Annotated in this window: 19 protein-coding genes; 5 read left to right on the forward strand and 14 right to left on the reverse strand. The window is 65.8% G+C overall.

What is annotated here, in order from left to right:
- The first annotated feature begins 92 nt into the window (after positions 1-92).
- From DU475_RS06725 to DU475_RS06745, 5 genes are all read left to right on the forward strand, one after another.
- Positions 93-782, forward strand: a complete 690-nt coding sequence (locus DU475_RS06725) for a DUF502 domain-containing protein (RefSeq protein ID WP_013502894.1) — start codon at positions 93-95, stop codon at positions 780-782.
- A 256-nt stretch (positions 783-1,038) separates the two neighbouring features.
- On the forward strand, positions 1,039-1,230 hold the full coding sequence (locus DU475_RS06730) for a hypothetical protein (protein ID WP_013502893.1): 192 nt from the start codon (positions 1,039-1,041) through the stop codon (positions 1,228-1,230).
- A gap of 42 nt (positions 1,231-1,272) precedes the next feature.
- Entirely contained in the window at positions 1,273-3,987 is a 2,715-nt protein-coding gene (locus tag DU475_RS06735; RefSeq protein WP_164631408.1) for a cation-transporting P-type ATPase, read from the forward strand.
- Positions 3,988-4,056: 69 nt separating this feature from the next.
- Positions 4,057-5,463 carry a GntP family permease gene (locus DU475_RS06740; protein ID WP_349644163.1) on the forward strand — a complete coding sequence of 469 codons (1,407 nt, stop codon included), beginning with the start codon at positions 4,057-4,059 and terminating at the stop codon, positions 5,461-5,463.
- 240 nt (positions 5,464-5,703) lie between these two features.
- Positions 5,704-6,573: a universal stress protein gene (locus DU475_RS06745; protein WP_164631410.1), complete on the forward strand. Its 870-nt coding sequence runs from the start codon at positions 5,704-5,706 to the stop codon at positions 6,571-6,573.
- A 141-nt stretch (positions 6,574-6,714) separates the two neighbouring features.
- Here the strand turns inward: DU475_RS06745 and DU475_RS06750 are convergent, their stop codons facing one another.
- The 14 genes from DU475_RS06750 to DU475_RS06815 all read right to left on the reverse strand — a co-directional run bounded on the left by DU475_RS06750 (position 6,715) and on the right by DU475_RS06815 (position 24,410).
- Positions 6,715-7,017, reverse strand: a complete 303-nt coding sequence (locus DU475_RS06750) for a DUF2218 domain-containing protein (protein WP_164631412.1) — start codon at positions 7,015-7,017, stop codon at positions 6,715-6,717.
- Between the two features lie 114 nt (positions 7,018-7,131).
- The gene (locus DU475_RS06755; RefSeq protein ID WP_164631415.1) at positions 7,132-9,450 is read right to left on the reverse strand and encodes a TonB-dependent receptor; all 2,319 of its coding nucleotides are present in this window, start codon (positions 9,448-9,450) and stop codon (positions 7,132-7,134) included.
- A gap of 294 nt (positions 9,451-9,744) precedes the next feature.
- Positions 9,745-10,242 (reverse strand): GNAT family N-acetyltransferase, encoded by a 498-nt coding sequence (locus DU475_RS06760; protein WP_164631446.1) that lies wholly within the window; start codon positions 10,240-10,242, stop codon positions 9,745-9,747.
- Between the two features lie 135 nt (positions 10,243-10,377).
- Entirely contained in the window at positions 10,378-12,576 is a 2,199-nt protein-coding gene (locus DU475_RS06765; RefSeq protein ID WP_349644164.1) for a TonB-dependent receptor, read from the reverse strand.
- 162 nt (positions 12,577-12,738) lie between these two features.
- Positions 12,739-13,737, reverse strand: coding sequence for a FecR family protein (locus DU475_RS06770; RefSeq protein ID WP_013502885.1), 999 nt, complete (start codon positions 13,735-13,737; stop codon positions 12,739-12,741).
- Positions 13,738-13,851: 114 nt separating this feature from the next.
- A complete protein-coding gene (locus DU475_RS06775; protein ID WP_164631420.1) occupies positions 13,852-14,610 on the reverse strand; it encodes an iron ABC transporter ATP-binding protein in 759 nt (252 codons plus the stop codon).
- Entirely contained in the window at positions 14,607-15,557 is a 951-nt protein-coding gene (locus DU475_RS06780) for an iron chelate uptake ABC transporter family permease subunit (protein WP_164631422.1), read from the reverse strand. Before DU475_RS06780 ends, DU475_RS06775 begins: the two co-directional genes overlap by 4 nt.
- Positions 15,550-16,527: an ABC transporter permease gene (locus DU475_RS06785; RefSeq protein ID WP_047309398.1), complete on the reverse strand. Its 978-nt coding sequence runs from the start codon at positions 16,525-16,527 to the stop codon at positions 15,550-15,552. The genes DU475_RS06780 and DU475_RS06785 overlap by 8 nt, the downstream gene beginning before the upstream one ends.
- Positions 16,524-17,429: a siderophore ABC transporter substrate-binding protein gene (locus DU475_RS06790; RefSeq protein ID WP_164631424.1), complete on the reverse strand. Its 906-nt coding sequence runs from the start codon at positions 17,427-17,429 to the stop codon at positions 16,524-16,526. Before DU475_RS06790 ends, DU475_RS06785 begins: the two co-directional genes overlap by 4 nt.
- A gap of 14 nt (positions 17,430-17,443) precedes the next feature.
- Positions 17,444-18,346 carry a sugar phosphate isomerase/epimerase family protein gene (locus tag DU475_RS06795; RefSeq protein ID WP_164631426.1) on the reverse strand — a complete coding sequence of 301 codons (903 nt, stop codon included), beginning with the start codon at positions 18,344-18,346 and terminating at the stop codon, positions 17,444-17,446.
- Positions 18,343-19,656: a DUF6005 family protein gene (locus tag DU475_RS06800; protein ID WP_164631427.1), complete on the reverse strand. Its 1,314-nt coding sequence runs from the start codon at positions 19,654-19,656 to the stop codon at positions 18,343-18,345. The genes DU475_RS06795 and DU475_RS06800 overlap by 4 nt, the downstream gene beginning before the upstream one ends.
- Positions 19,653-20,918, reverse strand: coding sequence for an AMP-binding protein (locus tag DU475_RS06805; protein ID WP_164631429.1), 1,266 nt, complete (start codon positions 20,916-20,918; stop codon positions 19,653-19,655). The genes DU475_RS06800 and DU475_RS06805 overlap by 4 nt, the downstream gene beginning before the upstream one ends.
- Complete coding sequence (locus DU475_RS06810; protein ID WP_164631431.1) at positions 20,915-22,645, reverse strand: IucA/IucC family protein; 1,731 nt, start codon at positions 22,643-22,645, stop codon at positions 20,915-20,917. Before DU475_RS06810 ends, DU475_RS06805 begins: the two co-directional genes overlap by 4 nt.
- The gene (locus tag DU475_RS06815; RefSeq protein ID WP_164631433.1) at positions 22,629-24,410 is read right to left on the reverse strand and encodes an IucA/IucC family protein; all 1,782 of its coding nucleotides are present in this window, start codon (positions 24,408-24,410) and stop codon (positions 22,629-22,631) included. The genes DU475_RS06810 and DU475_RS06815 overlap by 17 nt, the downstream gene beginning before the upstream one ends.
- Between the last annotated feature and the right edge of the window lie 34 nt (positions 24,411-24,444).

The raw sequence follows: 24,444 nt of genomic DNA on the forward strand, positions 1-24,444 counted from the left end.
TATGCCGAAGGCCAACGCGCGGTTCCGTCGAAGGTTGCGCTCGGTGATGCGTCCCCGGCGTGGCCGGCTGAAGGTCAGGCATAGGAGTACAGATGTTAGAAAGCATTCGGCGCAACGTTCTCACCGGTCTGCTGACGATCGTCCCGCTCTGGATCACCCTGTTCGTCATCGGCTTCGTCGTCGAGCAGATCATCCGGCTGGGACGTCCGCTGGTCGTCGGATTGTCGCGTGGTATCCAGCCCTACGCGCCGGACCTCGCCGACCTTCTTACGCGTGACTGGTTTCACTCGCTGCTCGCGGTGGTGATCGGTGTCGGATTGCTGTTTGCCGTCGGCGCCGCGACCAACGCGGTCGTCGGGCGCCGTTTCATCCGGATGTTCGATCAGCTCATCAAGCGTGTGCCGCTGGTCAAGACGATCTACGGAGCCAGCCGCACCCTGATCGATTCCATGCAGCGCGCGCCCCAAGGAGGTAACGGTCAGCGGGTCGTCCTCATCCAGTTTCCGAATCCCGACATGCGGACGGTGGGGTTCGTCACCGCCGTGTTCGAAGCGGTCGATACTGGCGAAGAACTTGCAGCGGTCTATGTACCGACCGCGCCGAATCCGACGTCCGGCTATGTCGAAATCGTGCCGACCAAACGGCTGGTTTGGCTCGACTGGTCCGCCAACGATGCGATGGCGTTCATCGTCTCCGGCGGCACGATGACACCTGGCAAGATCCGGATGAATCCAAATCCTGCCGCGTCGCCCGCGGCGGCGAGTCCCATCGAGCCGCGCTGACGCGCGACGAGACAGCCGCTGCGACGTCGTGCCGCAAGCCTCGCGCGGTGCCCGCTGCGAGCTTGCTCAGCGATCAGGATACGGGCCTGCTTGCCGATCGACGGGGGAGCGGTCATGCTGCACTGCCGCGATTGATGCGGATCGCGTAGTACGATCCTGCACACCGTATCCGCTGTCGTGTCGCGGTCTGCAGGCCGACCGTGCGCTGGATCGCACGAATCGATTCGGCGCCGATGGTGAAAGTCCGGGAGATCCGATGGAGTTCACCACCTCGATATTCGGTGAGATAGCAACCCTGCTGATGCCGGCGTCGGTCGTCGGCTTCATTGGGCTGGCGCTGCGCCAGCCGCTCATCGTCAGTTTCATCGCGGTCGGTCTGTTGGCCGGTCCTTCGGCACTCGGTCTCGTCAAGTCGGCTGAGCCGATCGGTCTGCTGTCGGAAGCCTAGCGAACGAAAGCGCCGCGGCAATTGGAAGAGCAAATGGATCGAATGACGAAAACCTCACCGATACCGTATCATGCCGTCGAGATCGCAGAGGCTCTGAGAACTCTGAAGGCGCGACCCGATGGTCTCGCTTCCGACGAAGCGGCGCTCAGGCTCGCCGCGCACGGTCCCAACCGGCTGCCGGAGGCGAAGCGGCGCAGCGTCGTCGTCCGCTTCCTGCTGCACTTCCATAACGTGCTGATCTATGTGCTGCTGGCCTCGGCGATCATCACCGCGGCACTCGGCCACTTCATCGATACCGGCGTGATCCTCGCAGTGGTGCTGGCCAATGCCATCATCGGCTTCATCCAGGAAGGCCGTGCGGAAAACGCAATGGCGGCGATCAGAGGAATGCTTGCGCCGCACACGGCGGTGCTGCGCGACGGCGTCCGCTGCAGCATCGACGCCGTAGATCTGGTGCCGGGCGATGTCGTGCTGCTGGAAGCCGGCGATCGGGTGCCGGCGGATTTGCGCCTGATCGAGGCGCGCGGCCTCAAGGCCGAGGAGGCGATTCTCACCGGGGAGTCGGTGCCGGTCGACAAGGACGTCTCGCCGGTGGCGGAAGACGCGGTACTCGGCGATCGCACCTCGATGTTGTTCAGCGGAACGCTGCTGGTCGCCGGCACCGCCCGCGGCGTGGTCGCCGCCACCGGAGCGGATACCGAGATCGGCCGGATCAGCGGCATGCTGGCGACCGTCGAGAAGCTGACGACGCCTCTGGTCCGGCAGATGGACCTGTTCGCGCGCTGGCTCACTGTGTTCATCCTGCTGGTGAGCGCCGGGCTGCTCGCTTACGGCACCTTCGTCCGGCACATGCCGTTCGCGGAGATGTTCATGGTCGTCGTCGGGCTGTTCGTCGCGGCGATCCCGGAGGGGCTGCCCGCGGTGCTCACCATCACGCTCGCGGTGGGGGTACAGGCGATGGCACGGCGTAACGCCATCGTTCGGCGCCTGCCGGCGATCGAAACGCTGGGCTCGGTCTCGGTGATCTGCACCGACAAGACCGGCACGCTCACCCGCAACGAGATGATGGTGACAGCGCTGGTGTCGGCCGCTGAGAGATTCACCGTCGAGGGCAGCGGCTATGCGCCGCTGGGCGTCGTGCGAGCCGGCGATGCGGTGGTCGGGGCGGCCGATCATCCTGTTCTCACCGAGTTCGCCCGCGCTGCCGCGCTGTGCAACGACGCAGCGCTGGTGAAGTCCGGCGAGGAGTGGCGCGTCGAGGGCGATCCGATGGAGGGCGCGCTGCTGACCTTGGCCGGAACGATCACCGGCGCCGGCACGGATGCGTTCGCCGGCTTCAGCCGCACCGATGCCATTCCGTTCGATGCGGCCTATCGGTACATGGCGGTCCTCCATCACGATCACGACGGCCACGGCTTTGTTCACGCCAAAGGCGCGCCTGAAGCGATCCTGCCGATGTGCCGCGGTCAGCGCAGCACCGACGGTGGCGTCGCTCCGATCGATCCGGAGCGCTGGTGCGCCGAAGTCGAGGCGCTGGCGGGTCAGGGCTATCGGGTGATCGCAATGGCGGCGCGCACGATGCGGCAGCAGGAGACCGTGCTGAACACCAGCGATCTCGACGGCCACCTGGTTCTGATCGGGCTCGTCGGACTGATCGACCCGCCGCGGTCGGAAGCCATCCAAGCCGTCGCGGATTGTCACGACGCCGGGATCAGGGTGAAGATGATCACCGGCGATCACGGCGCCACTGCGCGGGCGATCGCAGCGAAGATCGGTCTGCGCAATTCGGAGTCGATTCTCACCGGCGCCGCGATCGACCGCATGTCGGATGCTGAATTGGCCGAAGCGGTCGTCGCGACCGACATCTTCGCCCGGACTTCGCCGGCCCACAAGCTGCGGCTGGTCACAGCTCTTCAATCGCGCGGGCTCACCGTCGCGATGACCGGCGACGGTGTCAACGACGCTCCCGCGCTCAAGCGTGCCGATGCCGGCACCGCGATGGGACAGAAAGGCAGCGAGGCGGCCAAGGAGGCGTCGGTCCTGGTGCTTGCCGACGACAATTTCGCCTCGATCGCTGCGGCGGTACGGGAAGGGCGCACCGTCTACGACAATATCAAGAAGGTGATCAGTTGGACGCTGCCGACCAATGCGGGCGAAGCGATGACCATCATGGTCGCGCTGCTCGCCGGCATGACGCTGCCGGTGACGGCTGTGCAGATCCTGTGGATCAATCTCATCACCGCGATCACGCTGGGGCTCGCGCTCGCGTTCGAGCCGAGCGAGCCGGGGACGATGCGGCGCCCGCCGCGCCCCCGCGACGCACCGCTGCTGACCGGCGGACTGGTCTGGCACATCGTCTTGGTCTCGACCTTGTTCGTCGTCGCGGTCTTCGGAGTGTTCTACTACGCGTTGGACAAGGGCCACCCGCTCGAATTGGCTCAGACCATGGCGGTCAACACGCTGGTGGTTCTCGAAATCTTCCACCTGTTCTTCATTCGCAACATCCACGGCACATCGTTGACGCTCGCCGCGGTGCGCGGAACGCCGGTGGTGTGGTTTTCGGTGGTCACGGTCACGGCCGCGCAGATGGCGATCACTTATCTGCCGCCGTTGCAGAAGGCGTTCGGGACAAGGGCGGTGCCGCTGTTCGACGGTGTGCTGATCGTGGCGATCGGGATGGTGTTCTTCGCCTTGATCGAGACGGAAAAGCAGATGCGCCTCGCATTCAGGCGTCCGGTGACAACGCCCGGACGGTGAACGGAGATCCCGTCGCAGCCGGCGCGCCAGCGGGAAGGAGGGGCAGTGGAAATCTACGGAATCGTGGTCGTGGTCGTCGCGCTCGGCGGGCTGATCTATCTTGCGTATCGCGGCGTCACCTTGCTGATCCTTGCGCCGGCACTGGCGATCTTCGCCGCGGTCGCTTCGCTGGAGCGGCCTCCGCTGGCGACCTACACCCAGATCTTCATGGTGGCGACCGGCGACTTCATCGTTCAGTACTTTCCGGTGTTCCTGCTCGGCGCGGTCTTCGGCAAGCTGATGGAGGACTCCGGCAGCGCCGAGGTCCTGGCTCACGCCACGGTGGAGAAGCTGGGCAGCGAGCGTGCCATTCTGGCGGTGGTGTTGTCCTGTGCGGCGATGACCTATGGCGGCGTGTCGCTGTTCGTCGTCGCCTTCGCGGTGTTTCCGATCGCTGCGGCGGTGTTTCGCCGCGCCAACCTGCCGAAGCGACTGATCCCCGGCACGATCGCGCTCGGGGCGTTCACCTTCACAATGACGGCGCTGCCCGGCACGCCCGCAATCCAGAACGCCATCCCGATGCCCTATTTCGGCACCACGGCCTTTGCCGCGCCGGGGCTCGGCATACTGACCGCCTTGATCATGTTCGGGCTCGGCCAATTGTGGCTCGAATACAGGGCACGGACCGCTTCGGAAGGGTATGGCGACCACGCGGACGCGATCGCGCGTCGCGACGCCAGCTCGCACGAGCATGGCGCCGGCCGCAACGGGGGCGGGGGCGAGGCGGAGGCGCACCCGTCCTTGCCGTTGGCGGCGCTGCCGCTCGTCGCCGTCATTGCGGCCAACCTGGCATTCACCTCCCTCGTCATTCCAGCGATGAACACCGACTATCTTGCCACGTCGGAGTACGGCGCCACAACCATCGACTCTGTCCGCGGTGTCTGGTCGATCATCGCCGCGCTGGTGATTGCAATCGTGTTGATGGTCGCCACGAACTGGTCTCGGTTGTCCAATCCGGTCGCCTCGCTGGATGCGGGTGCTCAGGCTTCGCTGCTGCCGATCTTCAATACCGCGAGCCTCGTCGGCTTCGGCTCGGTCATCGCCTCGCTGTCGGCCTTCGCGGTGATCCGCGATGCGGTGATCGCGATCGGAGGCGACAGTCCGCTGATTTCCGTGGCCATCTCTGTCAACCTATTGGCGGGCATCACCGGCTCGGCATCCGGCGGAATGAGCATCGCACTTACCACGCTCGGCGGAGTCTATCTGGAGATGGCCCGTGCCGCGGGCATTGCGCCCGAACTTCTGCACCGCGTGGTCGCGGTTGCCACCGGCGGGCTGGACGCACTGCCGCACAACGGCGCCGTGATCACACTGCTGGCGATCTGCGGCCTGACGCACCGTGACGCCTATCTCGATATCGCCATGGTCGCCGTCGTGGTTCCGATCATCGCACTCGTGGTGCTGATCACTCTGGGTACGTTGTTGGGGAGCTTCTGACCGGGCGTTCGACCGGACCCGTCGTCACGAAGCAGCATGGTTGGGACCGGATGCCTGTGCGACCAAGTGTTACTCGCGCGGCGATCCGCCGCACGTCGAGAGCGGGACGCGGGCGCTCTTACGGCATTTGATGGGAATCAACAACGTCGTCGGGCTCCGCCCTCACTCTGTCTTTCAAGCGAGGCGGAGCCCGTCTCGGATGAAAGTCGCAGGCCGAGGGGAAGGAGTGAGAACGTAAAAATGCAGCGCATCCTGGTCGCCACCGATTTCTCGACACGTTCGGATCGCGCGTTGCGTCGTGCCGTCCTGCTCGCCCGCCAGCATTCCGCCGCGATGACCATCGTTCACGTCATCGACGACGATCAGCCGCCGGCGCTGTGGAAGGCCGAAGAGCGGGAAGCGCAGAGTCTGCTGAATGAACTCGCCGCGACCGTCTGCGAAATCGATGGCGTGGCCTGCGACGGGCGGATGGCTTACGGCGAGCCGTTTCAGGCGCTCGCTGACGCCGCCGACGGCGTCGATGCCGATCTCGTCGTGCTGGGACCGCATCGGCGGCAGGCGCTGCGCGACATCTTCATCGGCACCACGGCGGAGCGGACGATTCGGTCAACGCGCCGCCCGGTGATCATGGCCAACGCCGTTCCTTCGGCTCACTATGGCAGCGTTCTGGTCGCGACGGATCTGTCCGATTGCTCGGCTCATTCCATCGCCGAGGCCCAAAAACTCGGGCTTCTTGGACACAGCGACGTGGTGGTCGTTCACGCCTTCGATGCGCCGGCGCAGGCTCTGGTCATTCGCTCCTCGATGACTGGCGCGCAACTGCGCGCCTATCTGGCGGAAGAGGAGGCGGAGGCGACGAAAGGGCTCACGGCCTTCCTGGCGCGCACCGGCCTGCAACCGGCCCGCAGCATCGTGACAGCCAATGAAGGCACGGCGGCCGATGCGATCAGGAAGTGCGTCAAGCAGCAGCGTGCTGACCTCGTCGTCATCGGCACCCGAGGACGAACAGCGGCTGCCAGATTCATTCTCGGAAGCGTGGCGGAAGAAGTCCTTCGCGAATCCGATATCGACGTGCTGATCGTACCGCCCGCAACGAGCGAGCCGGACTAATCCGGCCTCCGTCGGCGGCAACGCTGCGTGCTCCTGTCGGCAGGCTTCCGGCCGTTCGAGCGACGGCCGAAACGGCGCGTCCGGCTGGCGATCGGCTCAAGTGGACGATCGGCCGAGGTGGACGGTCGTCGCTCCGTTCGATCACTCCCAGTGGAAGTGGAGGGTTTCGCGGAATGCGAACCGTTCGAGATGACTGACGACCACCTGCTGGAATGTCGTCAGGTTTGCCGGATCATCGGCAGTCAGATCGATGACCAGCCCCTGCGGCTGGGCGCTGAGGCGCGCCTCTCCGAGCGGCAGCACGATCCGGCCATGGGCGGAATCGAACTCGGTTTCGAATTTGTGCGACCAGTGCTTGCAGAGCTGTTGCAGGTATCGGCTCGCATGCGCCGTCTGCACGGTTGCGCGGCTCGTCTGCTGTGCGGTGGCGGGGGGCGAACTCATCGACGAACTCCGGGATTTGTGCGCGCGTGGTGACCGTCACGCCGGGAGCCACCACCTTGGATCGAGGTGTCCGCCCCGGTTCGGCCCGAGGCGGACACGCTCTGGCGACGACGGTCAGAAGTTGAACGTCGCCGAGACCATATAGGTTCGGGGTGCGCCGACTGCGAGGTAGCCACGGGTGGCGGACAGATAGTAGGCGGTGTCGGCGACGTTCTCGACGACGGCGCGCAGCACGATCGGTTTGCCCGACGGACCGTCGAACGTGTATCTGGCGCCGAGGTCGACCCGGGTCCAGTCGGCGACGGTCTGGGTGTTGGCCTGATCGTAGAACACGTCGCCGGTGTGGATCACCCGGCCTGTCATCGTCAGCCCGGGCGCCAGCCAGTGTGGCAGATCGTACTCGCCGTAGAGGTTCAGCGACGTGACCGGAACGCCCGGCACGTCGTTGCCGTTGAAGCGGCCGCCGATGGTGGAAACCAGCTTGGCGTCCATCAGGGTGATGCCGCCGAGCAGGCGAACTCCCTTGAACGGTTCGCCGAAGACGTTGAGCTCGATGCCGCGATTTCGCTGCAGGCCGCTGACGGAGAAGATATTCGTCGTCGGATCGGTGAACGAGCTCGGCTGCTCGATCTGGAACAGCGATGCGGTCACTGCTACGGTTCCGAAATCGTACTTGGCGCCGACCTCGTGTTGTTTGCTGACCACGGGTGGAAACACCGTACTCGCATTCCTCGCGGTTGCCGGCGCAGTCGGTCCGGAATCCAGCGACTCGATATAGTTACCGTAGATCGATAGCTGGTCGGTGGCGCGGATCACCGCGCCCACGGCCGGGCTGAAGCGCGCATCCTGGTAACGCGACGACTCCGTGCCCAGTTTGGGGCCGGGCGCGGTGACGAAGCCGCTGAGCGCGATGTCCTGCCAGCGGCCGCCGAGGGTGAGGAGCAGCCGGTCATCGAACAATGACAGCGTGTCCGACACCGCGACGCTGCGGGCGGTCAGCCGCGACAGCAGCGGCCGGTCGTCCGATTTGGCGAAGCCGCTGGTCTGGAACGAGCCCGGCGGCAGGCGCACCGGATTGTAGATGTTGGTGACGTAACTGAACGGGGTGAAGCCGAGCACGCCGCCACGGTAGAGTTCGTTGTTGGCATCGACGGCGGAGATGTTCAGTTGGTGACCGATCACGCCGGTCCGGAATTTCGAGCGCAGACCGATCTCGCCGGTGTATCCCTGAAGCTGCTGTGGCTGGATGGCGAGCGTATTGGTCGCCGTTCCGTTGAAATTCGTGATCCGGTAGGACGAGGAGAGGAAATCCTCATTGTACGTGCTGCCGCCGCCCGCGAGATACATCGTGGTGTCCGGCAGGATATCGTATTCGGCCCGCCCGGCGATCATCTTGTACCGGGTGTCGGAGAATTCGTCGCGGCTCGCGGTGTTGATCCGTCCGTTCGGCGCGGGCGGGATGACGATGTTCGGGGCTGCCGAATTGAACAGCGACGTCGGCGCGGTGATGTTCTGAACCGAGCCGTTCAGATCCAGCGATGCGCGGAAGCGTTCGCCGCGATAGTCGAGGCCGAGTGCGGCGACGCCGACTTCGGCCGAGTTGAGATCGAGCGGGGTGTCGCCGTTGCGGTACGAGCCGTTGAAGCGGACGCCCCATTCCTTGAACTCGCCGTAGCGACGGCCGACGTCGATGTGGTTCCAGAATTGCGTGTTGCTCATCCAGCTCGTCGTCAGCCGGGTCAGCGGTTCGTCGCCGGCGCGTTTCGGGATCATGTTGATCGTTCCGCCGACGCGGGCGGTGCCGCCACTGAGGAGCGCGCTGGGGCCCTTGAGAATTTCGACGCGCTCGATCCCCTCGAGGAAGGCGCGCCGCGGATTGGCCAGGTAGAAAAGGCCGTCATAGGCGGTGTCGAGGTTGGTCACCGAGAAGCCGCGGATGAAAAAGGCGTCGCGCTCGCTGAACGGTGGCGCGTCGTTGCGGACCGAAGGATCGTTGAGAGCGATATCAGCCAGGCTTCGAGCCTGCTGGTCTTCGATCAGCTTCGAGGTGTAGCCGGTGACGTTGAACGGCGTGGTGAAGATCGAGGTGTTGCCCAACAGGCCGAGCCGTGCGCCGGTGCCGACCTGACCGCCGGCATAGGGCACAGGCGGCTGGCCGACGGTGGCGGTCTGCGGCAGGGTGGGCGCGGGGAATACCGAGGTCGGCGGGGCTGGATCGCGCTGACGTGGCCGGGCGTCGACCCGACGGGGAGTCTGCGAGGTGCGAGCGGGCCGTGCTGCCGCGCGGGGGCGCCCCTGCGGGTCGAGCACCTCGATCGGCGGCAGCGCTGTCGTCGTGCGTGAAGACGCGGTTTGCGCCAGAGCACCGTCGGACAGAGGTATCACACCGAGGCCCGAGCAGAACAGGGCAACCTGACCAATTTGCTTTCTCATAAGGTTCTCCGAGACAATCAAGTTCAATGCGACAGTGAGTTTCGGGAGCACACAGCAGCCGTCACGAGTTGCCGTGTGACGGCGCCGTCTGTTGCAGCGAGGATGCGGTCCCCGGGGCGTTGGAAATCAGGGATGTCGAGCAGCGAGGGCGCGGGTCGGCTCCGCTCTTGCGGGTCCTGCGGAGTCGCCAATATGCGAGCTTGCAGGCGACCACGCTGATCCCGTCCGGATCGTTCGCGCGGCCCGGACCGACCAGCGGTCGCGCTCTCGGATGAAGAGTGTACCGATCGTCGCTCATCGCAGGCGCGCCATGCAATGGGCGTCGACGAACGCGCCGTCTCTGAACGTCGCGGCCTTGTGCGTGCCTTCGATCTCGAAGCCGAATTTCTTGTACAGCGCCAATGCGGCGACGTTGTCGGTGAACACCGTCATTTCCAGCCGCTTGATGTTCAGCCAGTTGTCGGCGGTGTCGATCATCGCCGCGAGCAGTCGCGAGCCGATGCCGTGGCGGGCGTGCTGTTCGTGGACGCCGATCCAGAACTCGGCCGCATGGGCGCGGCGTCCGTAGAACGGCCGCAGCGCGGACGCGCCGACAACGCGGCCATCCAGTTCGGCGGAGTAGTGCAGGTCGCGTGGAGACCGCGGCTGCAGCCATGTCTTGATGGAGTCGAACGACTCGTAGGGCAGGGCGAGCGTCCAGTAACGGAATGCGTGCTGATTGACGATCTCGAAGATGTCGTCGGCATCCTCGCCGCGCATCGCTCGAATGGTCACCTGCGTGTGGTCTTTCAAGTCTCGCTCCAGGTCTCGCTCCAGGTCTCGCTCCAGGTCTCGCTCCAGGTCTCGTTCCAAGTCCTGGTCGGCGGCTTGGTAACTCCCTGGCGTCAGGGGTGATGCGGACGTCGTGGCGGGAGGCTGGTGCATGGGTCAGAACTCCAGCCTGGCGCTGACCAGGAACGAGCGTCCTGGCTCGTAGAGCGGCCGCACCAGGCCGCTGCCGTATTCCAGGCCGTAGGTGCCGCGCGCCGCATAGGTTCGGTTGAACAGATTTCTCACCTCGCCGCGCAGTGTCAGCGACGGCACGTCGCGCGAGCGGCGTTCGACGAAGGCGTTGAAGACCTCGTAACCATCGAGCTTGCCGATGCCGGTGACGGGATTGAGCAATTCGTCGTAGTCGAACACGATTTCGACGTCGCCGCCGATCGTCAGTCCCAATGGGACGATGGTGTGCGCCAACTGAAACGTCAGGACGTCGCCGATCGGCGCTGTGAGATATTGACCGAGGTAGGTGTCCGCCGGCTTGCCGTCGATTTCCGCCTCGGTCCGCACGAACTGCACCCGGGCGAAACCGTCGCCCCAATTGTAGGTGCCGCCGATGTGGAAGCCTTGTGTGCGCACATCAAAGGCCCGCAACGCCATATCGGCGGCCCACAGCGGCACCCGCGCATCGGCGATCCGGGTGCGGAACACGCCCGCTTCCATCCGCAGTCCGCCGTAGTGGGCGATCAGCCCCGCGACGGCGTTGTCGGAGGTGACCGATTTCGGCCCGGCGCCGTAGATCCAGGCCGGGTTCTGCACGTAGTTCTCGGCGAGCGGAACGCCGGCCCAGACGTGCGAATAGCCGGCCTTGGCGCTGAGAAAACTGGTCAGCTCATATTCGCCCGAGATGTTGCCGCTCAGTCCCTGATCGCTGGAGCGGAAGCCGTTGACGCCGGCGAATGTCTGGTGATCGCCGCGCACACCGAACGAGAGCTTGGTACGGTCCGACGGCTTCAGCCGGGCCTGGGCATAGGCACCGACATTGTCGGCATTCTCCGCGGTCCGATAGCTTCGGTCGATGTACGAGGCGCCGTCCCGGTAGAAGTCGACACCGGCGACGATATCGCCGATCGAAACTGCGAACCTGTTTTCGAGCTTGCCGTTGAGGCTGTCGGTGATCCCCTCGCTGGTGTAGCTGTAAGTCGCGAGCGTGGCGCCGCTGTACTGGTCGACCGCGACTTTCGAACGATTGTAACCCAGCACGAATTTGGGATCCCACCAGCCTTCCGGGGCGGCGGTGGTGTAGGTGAAAACGGTGTTCTGGCGGTCGAGCACGTAGGGTCGCACGGCGGGGGTCGGCTTGCCGCCGACGATCTGGACGGCATTGGCCCGGAACGGCCGGATGGCATCGTCGCGGATCTGCTCGTGGCTGATCGCGAAACGATGGCCGTCGGTCGTCTGATAGGCGATCTTGCCGAGCCCGCTCAGAAAGTTGGTCGCGGTGCCGAGCACCTGCTGACCGTTGCCCGCCTTGAACTCGCTGCCTTTGGCGTAGGTGAACGAACCGAGCGCCTCGAAGCCGTCCTGGCGGCCGTAGCCGGTGAGGTTGTTGGTCGAGGTGTTGCCGTTGAAATTGAAGGTCGATTTGATCGAGCCGCCGAAGCCGTCGTTGGGCAGGAAGTCACGCGCGTCCTTGGTGACGTAGGTGATCGCGCCGCCGAGCGCGCCGGGGCCGGCGTCGGCGGGTGCGACGCCCGCATCGATCCGCACCGCCTTCAGCAGGCTCGGATCGATCATCGTCGTCGCATTGTGGTGGAACACCTTGTTGTTCTGGCGGGCACCGTCGATCGACACCGCCAGATTGGTCTCCTCGATGCCCTGGACATAGAGCTTTTGGGACATCGGCAGCGAGGAGCCGACCATCACGGTCGGCTCGCCGCGAAACACGCCTTTGAGGTCGGTCGCGTTGCGGCGCTCGATATCGACGCTGGTGATGATGACCTCGCTGACGCCGTCGCGACCGATACCGTGCCCGGCGCCGGCTACGTCGATCGTATCCAGCGCGATGCTGCCGGCGGGGACGGCGTCGGCGGTCGCCTCCTCGGGCGCCTCGATCGCGACGGTGCGCGGCCCGGTGAAGCGATAGGTGAGGTTGGAGCCGGCGAGGATCTCGCGGAGCGCCGCGTCGGCGGGATATCGTCCGCTGACCGTGCGCGAGGCGCCGCTGATCGCGCCCGTGCCACGCCGGATCACCTGGATTCCGGTAACGGTCGTGAAGTCGGCCAATGCGGACAGCCGCGGCTTGGCGGCGATCCTGAAATCATAGGTGGTGGCGGTCTCGGCCCGGGCCTCCGGCGCCTGGCTCACCGCAAGTGCCAGCGCACAGATGGATGCCCCGCATCTCGATCCGGCTGCACTGGCAAATCTTCGCATGGTCTCGATGTCCCCCACGTAGCTCGGGGACGCGATGAATGACCCCTTGTGATCAACGGGCGGGGGAGACAGATCCCGTAAAAATACAGGGGCGCATCACCGATAAATCAACGTGGCGAAACCCGGGACCGACAGAGTCCGAACCCCGAGGGTGCTGCGCAGTGCCTCCAGCACCGCGCCCGGATCGTCGGCTCGGAACGTGCCGGACAGCGTCAGCCGCCGCAATTCCGGATCGACGATCAGGACGTGGCCCGGTGCCATCTTGTCGAGTTCTTTGACCACCTGCGACAGCGGCGCACGGTCGACGACGATCAGGCCGCGCCGCCAGGCGAACGCCTGCTCGGGATCGACAGGCGTCGCAGTGCCGCTGTCGCCGTCCTGCAGCGCGACGCGCTGCCAGTCCGTGAGATCGACCGGACCACGGCCCGTGTTCGCATCCGCCGCCGATACGGCCACTCTGCCATGCTCGACCGTGACCGCTGCCGCCTCCCGGTCGACCTCGAACGCGGTGCCGTGCACCTGAACGTCGATTGGCCCGGCGTGGACGATGAACGGACGCGCACGGTCAGCTACGACGTCGAACCAGATCCGGCCGCGCAGCAGGGTGACCACGCGGCGATCGCCGACCATCTTGCTCGTCAATGCAGTATCGCCGTCGAGAACGGCGAGGCTGCCATCGGCGAGACGGGCTTCCCGGCGTTCGCCGGGGCGGGTCGCAACATCGGCGAACGCCCGATCGATCAGGCCGGGATCGCGCCAGAGCGTCACGCCGACGACGACCGCAGCGACCATGGTGACGGCGGCCAACCGCATTCCGATCCGTGCCCGCTTGCGAGGCTGCGGCGCGGCCACCGCGGCGGCGCGATGCCAGCCGGAGGCGGCCAGACGCGCCGCGGGCTGATCGAGCGCGCCCCACAAATCGGTGACGTCCTGCATCGCGGCGGGATGGGTGGGATCGGCCATCAGCCAGGCCTGATAGGCGCGCCGCGTTTCGACGTCAGCCAGCGGATTGTTGAGGCGGACGAACCATTCGGTCGCCTCGCGCGCAGCGCGCTGTCGGTCGTCGCCGCCGTCCGATGTGAAGTTCGTCTTCACGCCAGGCTCTCGCCGAACAGCCGGGCCCGACCAGATCGGCTCGACGTGACCGAGGCGGCGCCGGTGCCCGGCCAGGAACGATCATAGGATGCGGCGGTCGTGGTCATCGACGGGTCATATGTGGTTGAGCACGACGGGCTTGCCGCGATAGGTCTCGACCGGCATCTCATAGCCGAAGATCCGCTGCAAGCTCGCCGTATTGGCGATTAGGTCGGGAGAGCCGTTCGCAACGACGGCGCCGTTCTTCAGCGCTACGATTTGATCCGCATAGGTGACGGCCTGATTGATGTCGTGCAGCACGATCACGATCGCGCGGCGCTCGCTGTCGGCGATCTGGCGAAGCGCGCGCATCAGCTCGCGTGCGAAGAACATATCGAGGTTGTTGAGCGGCTCGTCGAGCAGCAACCATCGCGTGCCCTGGCAGAACGTCATCGCCACCAGAACGAGCTGACGCTGGCCGCCCGACAGCGTGTCGATGAAGCGGTCGGCAAATCCGGTCAGATCGAAACGCTCGAGTGCCGCCTGGGTCAGCGCCCGGTCCTCGTCCGTCGCGCGGCCGCCATTGTGCGGGAAACGGCCGAACGCCACCAGCTCGCGGACCCGAAGGCGGCTCGCGATCGCCGGATCCTGTCTCAGGATCGCTAGCGTTCGGGCCAGGACGCGGCTCGGGGTGCGACCGATCGGCAGGCCATCCACGCTGATCGAGCCTGTCTGGAGCGGCTGCAGGCGGGCGATCAGAGACAACAGGCTCGATTTGCCGGCACCGTTCGGCCCGATCAGCGCGGTGACGCCGGCCTCTGGGATCTCAAGATTGATGTCTCTCAGGATTGCCGCGCCCTGATGGGCGAGCGAGACCTTGTTCACGACGATCATCGCCGGGCTCCATGCAGCAGCATTGCGAGGAAAACCAAACCTCCGACAAATTCAATCACGACCCCGAGCGTGGATGCCCCTCCGAGGACGTGCTGCAGGATCGTCTGCCCGCCGACCAGCACGATGATCGCGACCAGCGCCGCAGCAGGCAGCAGGAGCGCGTGACGCCGCGTATCGATCAGCCGCTCACCGAGCGCGACGACGAGCAGGCCGAAGAACGCCACCGGTCCCACCAGCGCGGTCGACACGGCCACCAGCGCGGCGACCAGCATGATCGTGCCGGCGACGACCCGCGGCCATTCCAGGCCGAGGCCGGTCGCTGCGTCGCGGCCGAGCGCCAGCACGTCGAGCGTATGGCGCATCCGCCAGACGATTGCGATGCCGATCAGCATCAGGACGCCGGCGGCGACCAGAAGCTCGCCGTGGATTTTGCTGAAATTGGCGTAGCTCGCCCCCTGCAGCACCACGAAGTCGTTCGGATCGATCAGTCGGGCGAGCAGCGACGACAGGCTGCGGAACAGCACGCCGACGGTAACGCCGGCGAGCAGCATCAGGATCAGATCGACGCGCGCCTTGAGCAGAGGCAGAAACAGCAGTGCGGCCAGCGCCACCATCACCACGGCTTCGCCCGCGAATTTGATACGTGGATCGAGCGATGCGAAGCCGAACCCGCCGATCGTGAATACCAGCAGCGACTGGCTGAAGATGTAGAGCGCGTCGAGGCCCATGATCGAGGGCGTCAGGATGCGGTTGGCGGTCACCGTCTGGAATACGACTGTCGATACCGCGATCGACACCGCGACGACGACGAGCGCGAGCAGGCGCAAGGAGCGGAGCTCGAGGCTGAACCAGAGATTTCCGCGCAGGCCGAGCGTCATGAAGGCGCACATGCACGCGAGCGCGATCAGGCCCAGCGCCGCCAGCACGATCGTGGAACGGTCACGCATGCGACGGCCGACGCAACAGAAGCCACAGGAAGGATGCGGCACCGACGACGCCGAGCACGGTGCCGACCGGGATCTCGTACGGAAAGTGCAGCAGCCGGCCGATGATATCGCAGGCCAGAACCAGCGCCGCGCCGCTGCCCGCCACCCAGGGAATCAGCATTCGCATATTGTCGCCGATCAGGCGTGAGACCATGTTGGGCACGACGAGGCCGACGAACGGCACCAGCCCGACGATCACTACCGTCAGTGCGGTGACGACGGAGATGATGGCCAGCCCGATCTGCATCATGCGCGCGTAGTCGAGGCCGAGCCCGACGCTGACGTCGCGACCGAGCGACATCAAGGTCAGACGATCGGCGAACACCCACGTCACGACCAGAACCGCCGCCGAGACCCACAGCAGTTCGTAGCGGCCGCGCAGCACGCCGGAGAACTCGCCATGCGTCCAGATCTCGATGAACTGCAGCAGGTCGGTGTGCCAGGCGACGAACGTGACGGCTGCGCCGACGACACCGCCATAGACCAGCCCGAACAGCGGCACCAGGAACGGCTGCGTCGGCGGCAGGCGGTGAGCGATCGCCAGGAACAACGAGGTGCCGGCGAGAGCCGTGAGACTCGCCACCAGCGTCTTGGTCGCGATCGAGGCGGAAGGGAGCAGGAGCGTGACGATCAGAATGCCGAGGGCTGCGCTTTGTCCGGTGCCCGCCGTCGCCGGCTCGACGAAGCGGTTGCGCGCCAGCGTCTGCATCACCAGGCCGGCGATCGCGAGGCCGGCGCCGGTCAGGATCGCCGCGAGGGTGCGCGGCAGGCGGCTCGCGGCGATGAGATACAATGCCTCGGGATCCGAGAACGCCTCGCGCGGCGACACGTCGCCGACGCCGACGAAAATGCTGATCGCGCAAAGCCCCGCCAGAACGAGGAGTGCCGCCGCGCCCGCAAGGCGCGGTGCCGTTCGTTCGACGGTCGTCATTGCGCGGCCGAAAACCCGCGGGTGACTGCTGCGAGAACGCGGGTCATGGCCTGGATGCCGCCGCCGGCGATGTACAGATCGGCGGCGGGCAGATAGATCACCTGGCCGCGCTTCCAGGCCTTGGTGTCGCGCACCAGCTCGTTGTCGAGCGTCGCGTGCGCCTGACTGTCGCCGGTTCCAATGGCGACCGCGCGATCGACCACGATCAGCCAGTCGGGATCGGCCTTGCGAACGAACTCGAAGGACACCGCCTCGCCGTGGATGGCCGCCGCCATCGCGGTCACCGCAGGTTCGATTCCCAGTGTGCTGTGAATCCAGCCGAACCGTGAACCGACGCCGAAGGCGGAGATCTTCGGGCCGTTGGTCATCAGGATCAGGGCGCGCCCCTTGCCCTTGGCGGCGTCGCGCGCGGCGGCCACGGCCGCCCGAAATTTCTGCCGTGCCTCATCGGCGGCCCGTTCGCGGCCGAACAGGCGGCCATAGGCATCGAGGCGGGCTTCGGCGTCGCGCACGAGATCCTGCCCGTCGATCGTCATGTCGATGGTGGGAGCGATGCGCGAGGTGAATTTGGCTTTCGGCGACGATCGCCCGCCGAGAATGATCAGATCGGGGTCGAGCGCACTCAGGGCTTCCAGATTGGGCTCGAACAGGGTGCCCACGACCTCGCCGCCGGCGGCGGCAGGCTTCAGCTCGGGCAGGAAGACACGATCCGGTACGCCCGCCGGCTTCACGCCGAGCAGGTGCAACGTGTCGAGCGCGGCCATGTCGAACACGGCAACGCGGTGCGGTCTGGCGGGTACCGTGGCCAGTCCCTGGGCCGTCTGGATCTGCACGGTTTCGGCAATCGCCGCTGTCGGAAGGGCGAGGGCGATCAGCACGGCGAAGATGCGGGAGAACAGCATTGAGGGCCTTTGTCTCAGGCGAGGCCGGGAGCCGAATTCGCGACTCCCGTCGTTGTGGAACGGCTTCGTCGCGCCTCCGGCGAACCTGGGCCGCGCATCGTCGAACCGAGATGGGCGAGAACGGCGATCCGATCATGAACCAACGTCTCGAAACAATTGTTTCCAAACCATTCGAGCGAGGCTTCCGCTTCGCTCTCGGCCGCCATGGCCGACAGGAAATTGTCGTAGTCCATGGCGCCGTCGAACAACGGCACCATACCCTCCCGGGTGCCGGCGGCGGAATAGACATTTTCGGGCGCGAACACACCGAGCTCGCTGCGCGCGCGAACGTTCTTCAGATGATAGTGGCCGATGAATTCCGCCAGCGCGCAGCGGGCCTGAATCGGATCGTCGTTGGCTTCCCAGACATGGAGCGCGTCGAAATTGATGCCGAGCCCCGGGTGGTCGGCATCGGCCAACATGCACAGCGTCGGCTCGAGACCGTCCGCCAATGTGTTCGGATGGGTCTCGACCAGGAGCCGGATGCCGTGGTCGTGCACGACGGCGGCGATGTCGCGAAGGCGATGCGCCAGCGATCTGCGCTCGCTACGCGACATGTTGCGGCTCGGGATATTGCCGGCGAAAGTGCGGATCTTGCGTGCCGACCAGTGCTCCGCGAGTCGGCAGAGTCCGACCGTGCGGCGGCGGATCTCGGCGGCGTCGCCGTCGGTGGGCAGGTAGTCGCTCAGCATCGGGACCGAGAGGCCGTACCCGGCCAGCCAGCCGGCGCCATATTGCGGATGTGTCCGCAGCAGCCCGCGCGCATGAGCCGCCCACAGTTCGACACCGTGGAACCCGCTGCCGCGCGCCCAGTCGGCGATCTCGTCGAAGGACAGCAGATGATGCCGGAAGGTGATGGTGCAGACCGAGAGCTTCATCGACGTAACCCCGCCCTGCGTTCAGACATCGGCGTCCGTGCCAGCCCCCGATCGACGCACCAGTCGAGAAACACCGCATGCAGCCTGGCCTTGATCGCGGTCTCGAGCGCGTCGAGGCTGTCCAGCGTCCGGTAGACGTCTGCGGCGCAATCCGCATCGCCGGTTTGCGCCAGCCGCAGGATCTTCAGATGCAATGCCGGCAGGCCGAGTGCGAGCTCTTCGATCCTGTCGCACCACACCAGGAACTCGTCGTTCGGGAGCCGAAGCGATCGCCAGAAGAAGGCGAAGCCGTGCTCGTAGGCCCATTTGCGGATCGACAGTACGGGGAGTTCGCGTAGCGCAGTCTTCAGCTCTGCCACGCATAGGCCGTCACGGCGTTGGAGATGAACGTCGACGATATCGCGGACGCGACGGATCAGAGGATTGTCGTCCGCCACGAAGCAGGTGAGGAAGTAGTCCCGGATATCGGCCGCGGCCGGGAGCCGCACCGCGCGGCGATCGAACATGTAGCCGCCGGCGACGCTCGGTTGGGCGACGGCATTGAGGACGCGATCGCGTTCGATCGGTCCTTCCCAGCGAAAATCCGGATCGCGCACCTGCCAGACATGCGGGTCCGCCGTCGCCTCCACCATCAGAAAATGCGGGAAGGGGTTCTGGTTGAACTTGTTCTCGCGCTCCGGCAGGTGAAACATGTCCAGCATCACCATCACGTTCTCGGTCGGACGGCGCGCAGCGATCAGACCGAGCAGCTTGGTGATATTGACCTGTTTCGGTGCAGAGTGATCGTACCACTCGGTGACGCGCACGCCGTAGAGCCGGTGAAACCAGCGGCAGAACACGTCGTGGCTGATCTGCGGCGCATGGTAGCGCAGTTGGTGTCGCTCCGAGACGGCGAAGTCGGCGTCCCAGATGCCGAAATACATCGGCCGGTGATCGAGGCCCGCCGCTTTCACCGCATCGCACAGACAAGAGACGACGCAATGGACCTTGATGTCCGGATAGACCGCGGCATGGACGTCGAAGGCTGCCGGCTCGGCGGCGCCTTCGGCTCCGGCGTCGAGTGAACCGGCCGGGACCAATAGATCAACCAGATCGCCGACCGTCTCGATCTTCGAGCCGGCGACCAAGTCGTCCGGCACGACGATGCCGTGACCGAGCTCCAGATCCAAAAGCAGATCCAGCATCAACACCGAGTCGAGATAGAGATCGGCGTTCAGCCGCGATTGCGGGCCGAACCCGTCAAGGTGCTGGTTGTTCATCCGCTCTGCGAGGATCTGGCGGATCGCGGTCGTGATCTGTTCTCGGGTCATGCCACGATTTCCTCCGCCGAGAGCTCGAGGCGACCTGCGGCGTGCAGCGCCGCGATTTCCCGCCGATTGATCTTGCCGTTCGCCTGCCGCGGCAGGCGGGCGAGGCGCACCGTTTCGATCGGCACCTGATGTGCGGCGAGGTTCTGAATGCACCATTCGCGCAAGGCCGCGGGCGACACATCGTGTTCGGCGCTGAAGGCCAGCGCGACGCGTTCGCCCGCGAACGGATCGAGCCGCCGAAACGCGACCGCGTCGGTCACTCCGGGCATCGCCATCACGACGTCCTCCACCTCCTTTGGATAGACGTTGAGTCCGGAGACGTTGATGGTGTCGTCGAGGCGCGCCACGAACACCAGCATGCCGTCGGGTCTGGTGTAGCCGAGGTCGGCGGTCCGGATCGTTCGGTCGCCGGTATGCACGACGATCTCCCGCGGCTGAGCACCGTCGCCTGCTTCGACGCGGTGGTGGGGCAAAGCAAACCCCATGTCGCCCGACGCCGTGAGATCGGGATTGATCGCGACGCATCCTGCTTCCGAGCAGCCGTATTGCTGAAACAGATGTGTGGTCCGAGCCCGGATCGTGGCGAGCCAGGTTTCGGGCAGCACCGTCCCCGAGGTCATGGCGGCGCAGATCGTTTCGCCCGCCGGCAGCAGGCGGGCGACCGCGTGCAGCATGGCGGGCGACGAATACAGCAGCGGCCGGGTGGTGTCGCGAAGGCGGGCGATCAGGTATTTCGGATTGCCGGTGCCGACCACATGCGGCACCTGTCCGCGCCGAAGCGCGACGAACACCCCGCAGATCAGCCCGTAGGAGTGCGTGACCGGACAGGCGACCACGGGACTCATCGTTTCCGGAGCGTGAAAGGTCGCCACATAGCTCTCGATCTCGCGGTCGATTTCGGACCAGGTCCGGATGATCCGCTTCGGTTCTCCGGTGGTTCCGGAGGTCGTTTGCAGCAATCCGCCGGGGCCGGGGCCGGCTGCGCCGAGTTGCTCGACGGCGAAGCCGTCGGTCACCAGCCGGTGGCAACCGAAATCGGTGGCAAGCCTGCGGGCCGCAGCGTGCGGCGTCGAAGGATGGATCGGCAATGCGCTGGCGCCGGCCTCGCGGATCGCAAGTAACAGCGACAGATAGTCTGCGGTGTCGGACATGCGGACGGCGAAGCTGAGCCCGTGATCTGCGACACCGACCGCGGCCGCTGCGCGCCGGCTCATGGTCTGCATCACCGCGCGGTCGTAGAATTTGTCGTCGATCCGGATCATGCGTATTCTCGTGCGATCGGCGCGAAGCCGGCGAGGGGATTGTGCGCAGCGTGCTGGAGATTGTCCGCGAGGCCGAGCTTGCGTGCCAACAGGCTCTCGATCAGGATCTGTCGCGTCCCGAAGCCGAGCTGTGCCACGCGCTCGCCCAGGTCGTGCTCGGCGATATCGGCGGCGAGATGACGCGTCACCCTGTGCCAGAACGTGGTTTCGTCCACGCCGTAGCAGCTATGTACGAGATGCGCGATCTCGGCGAGATTGAAGACGAACAGACAATCGACGAACAGGTCGCGCAGGTCGGCGGGGTTTTGCATCCAATAATACTGGTTGGGGAGCGCATTGCGGTAGTCGGGATGGAGTGCTGCGAAGTCCGGCACCGATCCGCGATCGCCCAGAAACTCCGGCACGAATTCCAGGCTGTCGTGAAAGTCGCGCAGGATCAGCCGTTCGGGCCAGCCGTCGCGATGGACGAGCACCATGTTCTGTCCGTGCGCCTCTGTCGCAATGCCGTGGACCACGAGCAGCCGCCACACCGGCAGCACCGCGACCTCGATCAGGCGATCGAGCCATGGCTTGACGCCGTAGCGGTCCAGCCATGGCTCGATGAAGGGGCGGCCGTCGGACTCGATCACCATCAGCGCGTTGAACGGCACCGCTGCTTCGCCGTCGGCGAGCTTGCTCTCGACGCTTTCGCGCCAGATTGCGGCGACCTCACCGCCGAGCGGGCCGTCGCGATCGACGATCGCACCGGCGAATTCACGGAGGATATCGATCTGGTAGCGGGATCGAAACAGCGGGTCGCTGTCGATGATGTCGCCGAGCCAGCGGGACAGGACCGGCGCGGTGCCGACCGAATGCGGCTCGAGGTGACGGCGTGTCGAGGTGTTGACGATGCCCAGCGCCAGCTTCACGCCGGTGCGGCGCGGGTCGCGCGCGTTGCTGAGCGAGCGCACCGATTGGCTGGCGCGATACGGATCGCCCGCCGCGCCCAACGTGTGCACGCGCCCGGATCGGATCAGGGGACGCAGTCGATCTTCCGCCAGATGCCGCCATTGCCAGGGATGGATCGGTATCAAGCCGAACTGTCGCCGGTCGAGGCCGAGCGAGGCGGCGCGCGCTGAAATCCGATTCAGCTCCTCGGCGCCGAGCTGACATTTCCAGAACGTCTCCTCCGGCTCGGGCAGCGACAGATGCAGTTCCTCGCGCGCGACGGCGAGCCAGACCAACTGAAAGGCGTTGCCCGCTTCCGGCCCGTAGAGCTGATGGTCCCGCTCGTCGAATCCGGTGCGCGATTTGAAGCAGGGGTGGTAGGGATGCCCTTCATCGACCGCCGCGTCGAGTTCGGAGAAAGCCATCCGTCGCCGGTCGCGACGCCGAATATGGCGATGGTTCCATCGCATCAGGGCCTCGGTCTGTTCGAGCTCGCGACGCAGCAGTGCTCTCGCGGAGGCCGCGCCTGGCAGGGCTGCAACGACATCCGCGATCGAAGCCGAGCGCCATCCATCGCTGGCGAGCCATTCGACCTTTCCGGTTTCGAGCCGCGGCCGGCCGAAGGCGCCGATCCGGCCACGTGCGCGCCACGCCCGGCCGTTGCTCCACCATTCGAAGCGCCGAGGCGGGCACGGGGTGAGGTCGACGGGCCCGAACAGGTTTTCGTACAGCGCCGCCGCGGTGAGCTGGCGCACCACTCGCTCCTCCGGACGGCCGACGAGATCACAGGGCAGCGACACGAACGCCTCCGGCTCGCGGGGCACGACGACCGGCCAACAGCGGGTTCGGCAACTGCACGTAGATCGCGCGGCCGTCTTCGGCTTCCAGTTCGTCGATGTCGAGCATTCGGGTCAGGAGATTGGCCTTGGCGGCGACGGTCGGGCGGTCGAGAAGCCCGGCGGCGAATTCGGCGCCGACGCCTGTCAGTTCGCGGCCGAGGTGGTCCAGCCGCTCGCACAGAATCGCGAGCAGCGCCTCCTCGTCGATCAGCCTGTCCTGGCCCATTCGGGCGATCACCGAACAGACCTGGTTGACGATCAGGTAGTAGCCGAAGCGCTCCTGGATCACCCGGTCGTCGAAATACAAGCCGCCGATATCGGCCGTTTCCGGCACCAGCGCGGTCAGTCGGTCGCGGTGCGCATTCGACAGATAGAAGCCCTGGTTGTCCCGATAGTAGAATATCGTCGGGAGTCCTGAGGAAACGTCGAGCAGGGCGTTCTGCTGATGCGCTTCGAACGCGACGCCGAGCTCGTCGTAGATCCGGACAAGCGGATCCAGCGCGCAGTCGAGATAGGCCGAGAACCATCGTCGGCTGGTGCTTCCCACCGTCTCGTTGCTGCGTGCCGCCAGCTCGCGCACGATGCGCTCGAGCCTGGAACGCGCGCCCGGCGGCGGATCGGCGGTCAGTGCCGCGACCGCGACTCCGCTGTGCTCGTTTCCCGTGGTGAACGGATTTTCGCGGAAGATCACCTCGAACCCGCTTTCCCGGCGCCCCGGCAGATCGAGGGTCAGGTAGGCCGGATCTCTGATCAGCTTGAATCGGGGATGGCGTGCGGCGGCCTCGGCACGGGTGAAGAGCTGCGACATCGCGACGCCGGCGCGCAGTTCGGGCATTCGGTTGACGCGCAGCGAATTGGTGATCCGGACCGGCAGCGAGAATTTCAGCATCCACGGGACATCGGGGTTGTACACCGTGCGGACCGAGGAGGTGGCCGAGAATTCGGCACCGATCGCGCCGAGCCGCCGCAGCCGCCCCTGGGCCACCAGCTCCGCGATCGCCGGATCGAGCATCACCGCTTCGGCCTGGAGCGGATGCAAGGGAATCAGCGCCTCGTCCGATCGCAGCACCGGGCGTTGATCCGGTGGAATCAACGCGTCGAGAATGCCGGGCAGGGAGACGTCGTCGGCTTCGCCCCGGCGCAGCAGCGCCGCATCGGCCGCGAAGAACGCGAGCCGAAAGCGACCGCGATGCTCGGGCGCGTAAGCGGGCCGCTGCCAGTCGGTCATGCCCTGGCGGCTCTTCGGCGTCGGGTGCAGCCAATGTCCGAACACCAGGCTCTGTTCGCAGTCGATAAAGTTCAAGCTGCCGGGACCGGGAGCCCGCTGAAGGCTGTCCACCATGCAGTGATAGCTCGTGAGCACGCGGCCGAGCAGTTCGGCTTCTTCGTCGCGCAGGCCGTCCGCCCGTTCCACGCCCATCGCCGCATAGCATTCCTGGACCATCAAATAGAGCGCGCGCAGCGGCGCGATTTCGCGCCAGGCATTCTCCTGGGCGCGGCAGATGAAGACACGCCCGAACCGGAGCGGCCCGCACAGCGAGTTGCGCTCGATCTCGGCGCGCAGTGTCGCCGCCGCCATCGGGCAGGACCATTCGATATAGTTCTGCCGCTCACCGCGCTCCGGCCCCAGCGCGGAGGACACGCCGGGGTCGACTTCCCGCCGATAGCAATTGGCAAAGCTTTGAAATGTCGCGCGTTCGGCGATCTCGCGCATGGATCCGTGCATCGGCCTGTCTTCCGCAAAACGTCCCGGGATCGGT

Source organism: Rhodopseudomonas sp. WA056 (assembly GCF_010906995.1).
Taxonomy (GTDB): domain Bacteria; phylum Pseudomonadota; class Alphaproteobacteria; order Rhizobiales; family Xanthobacteraceae; genus Rhodopseudomonas; species Rhodopseudomonas palustris_G.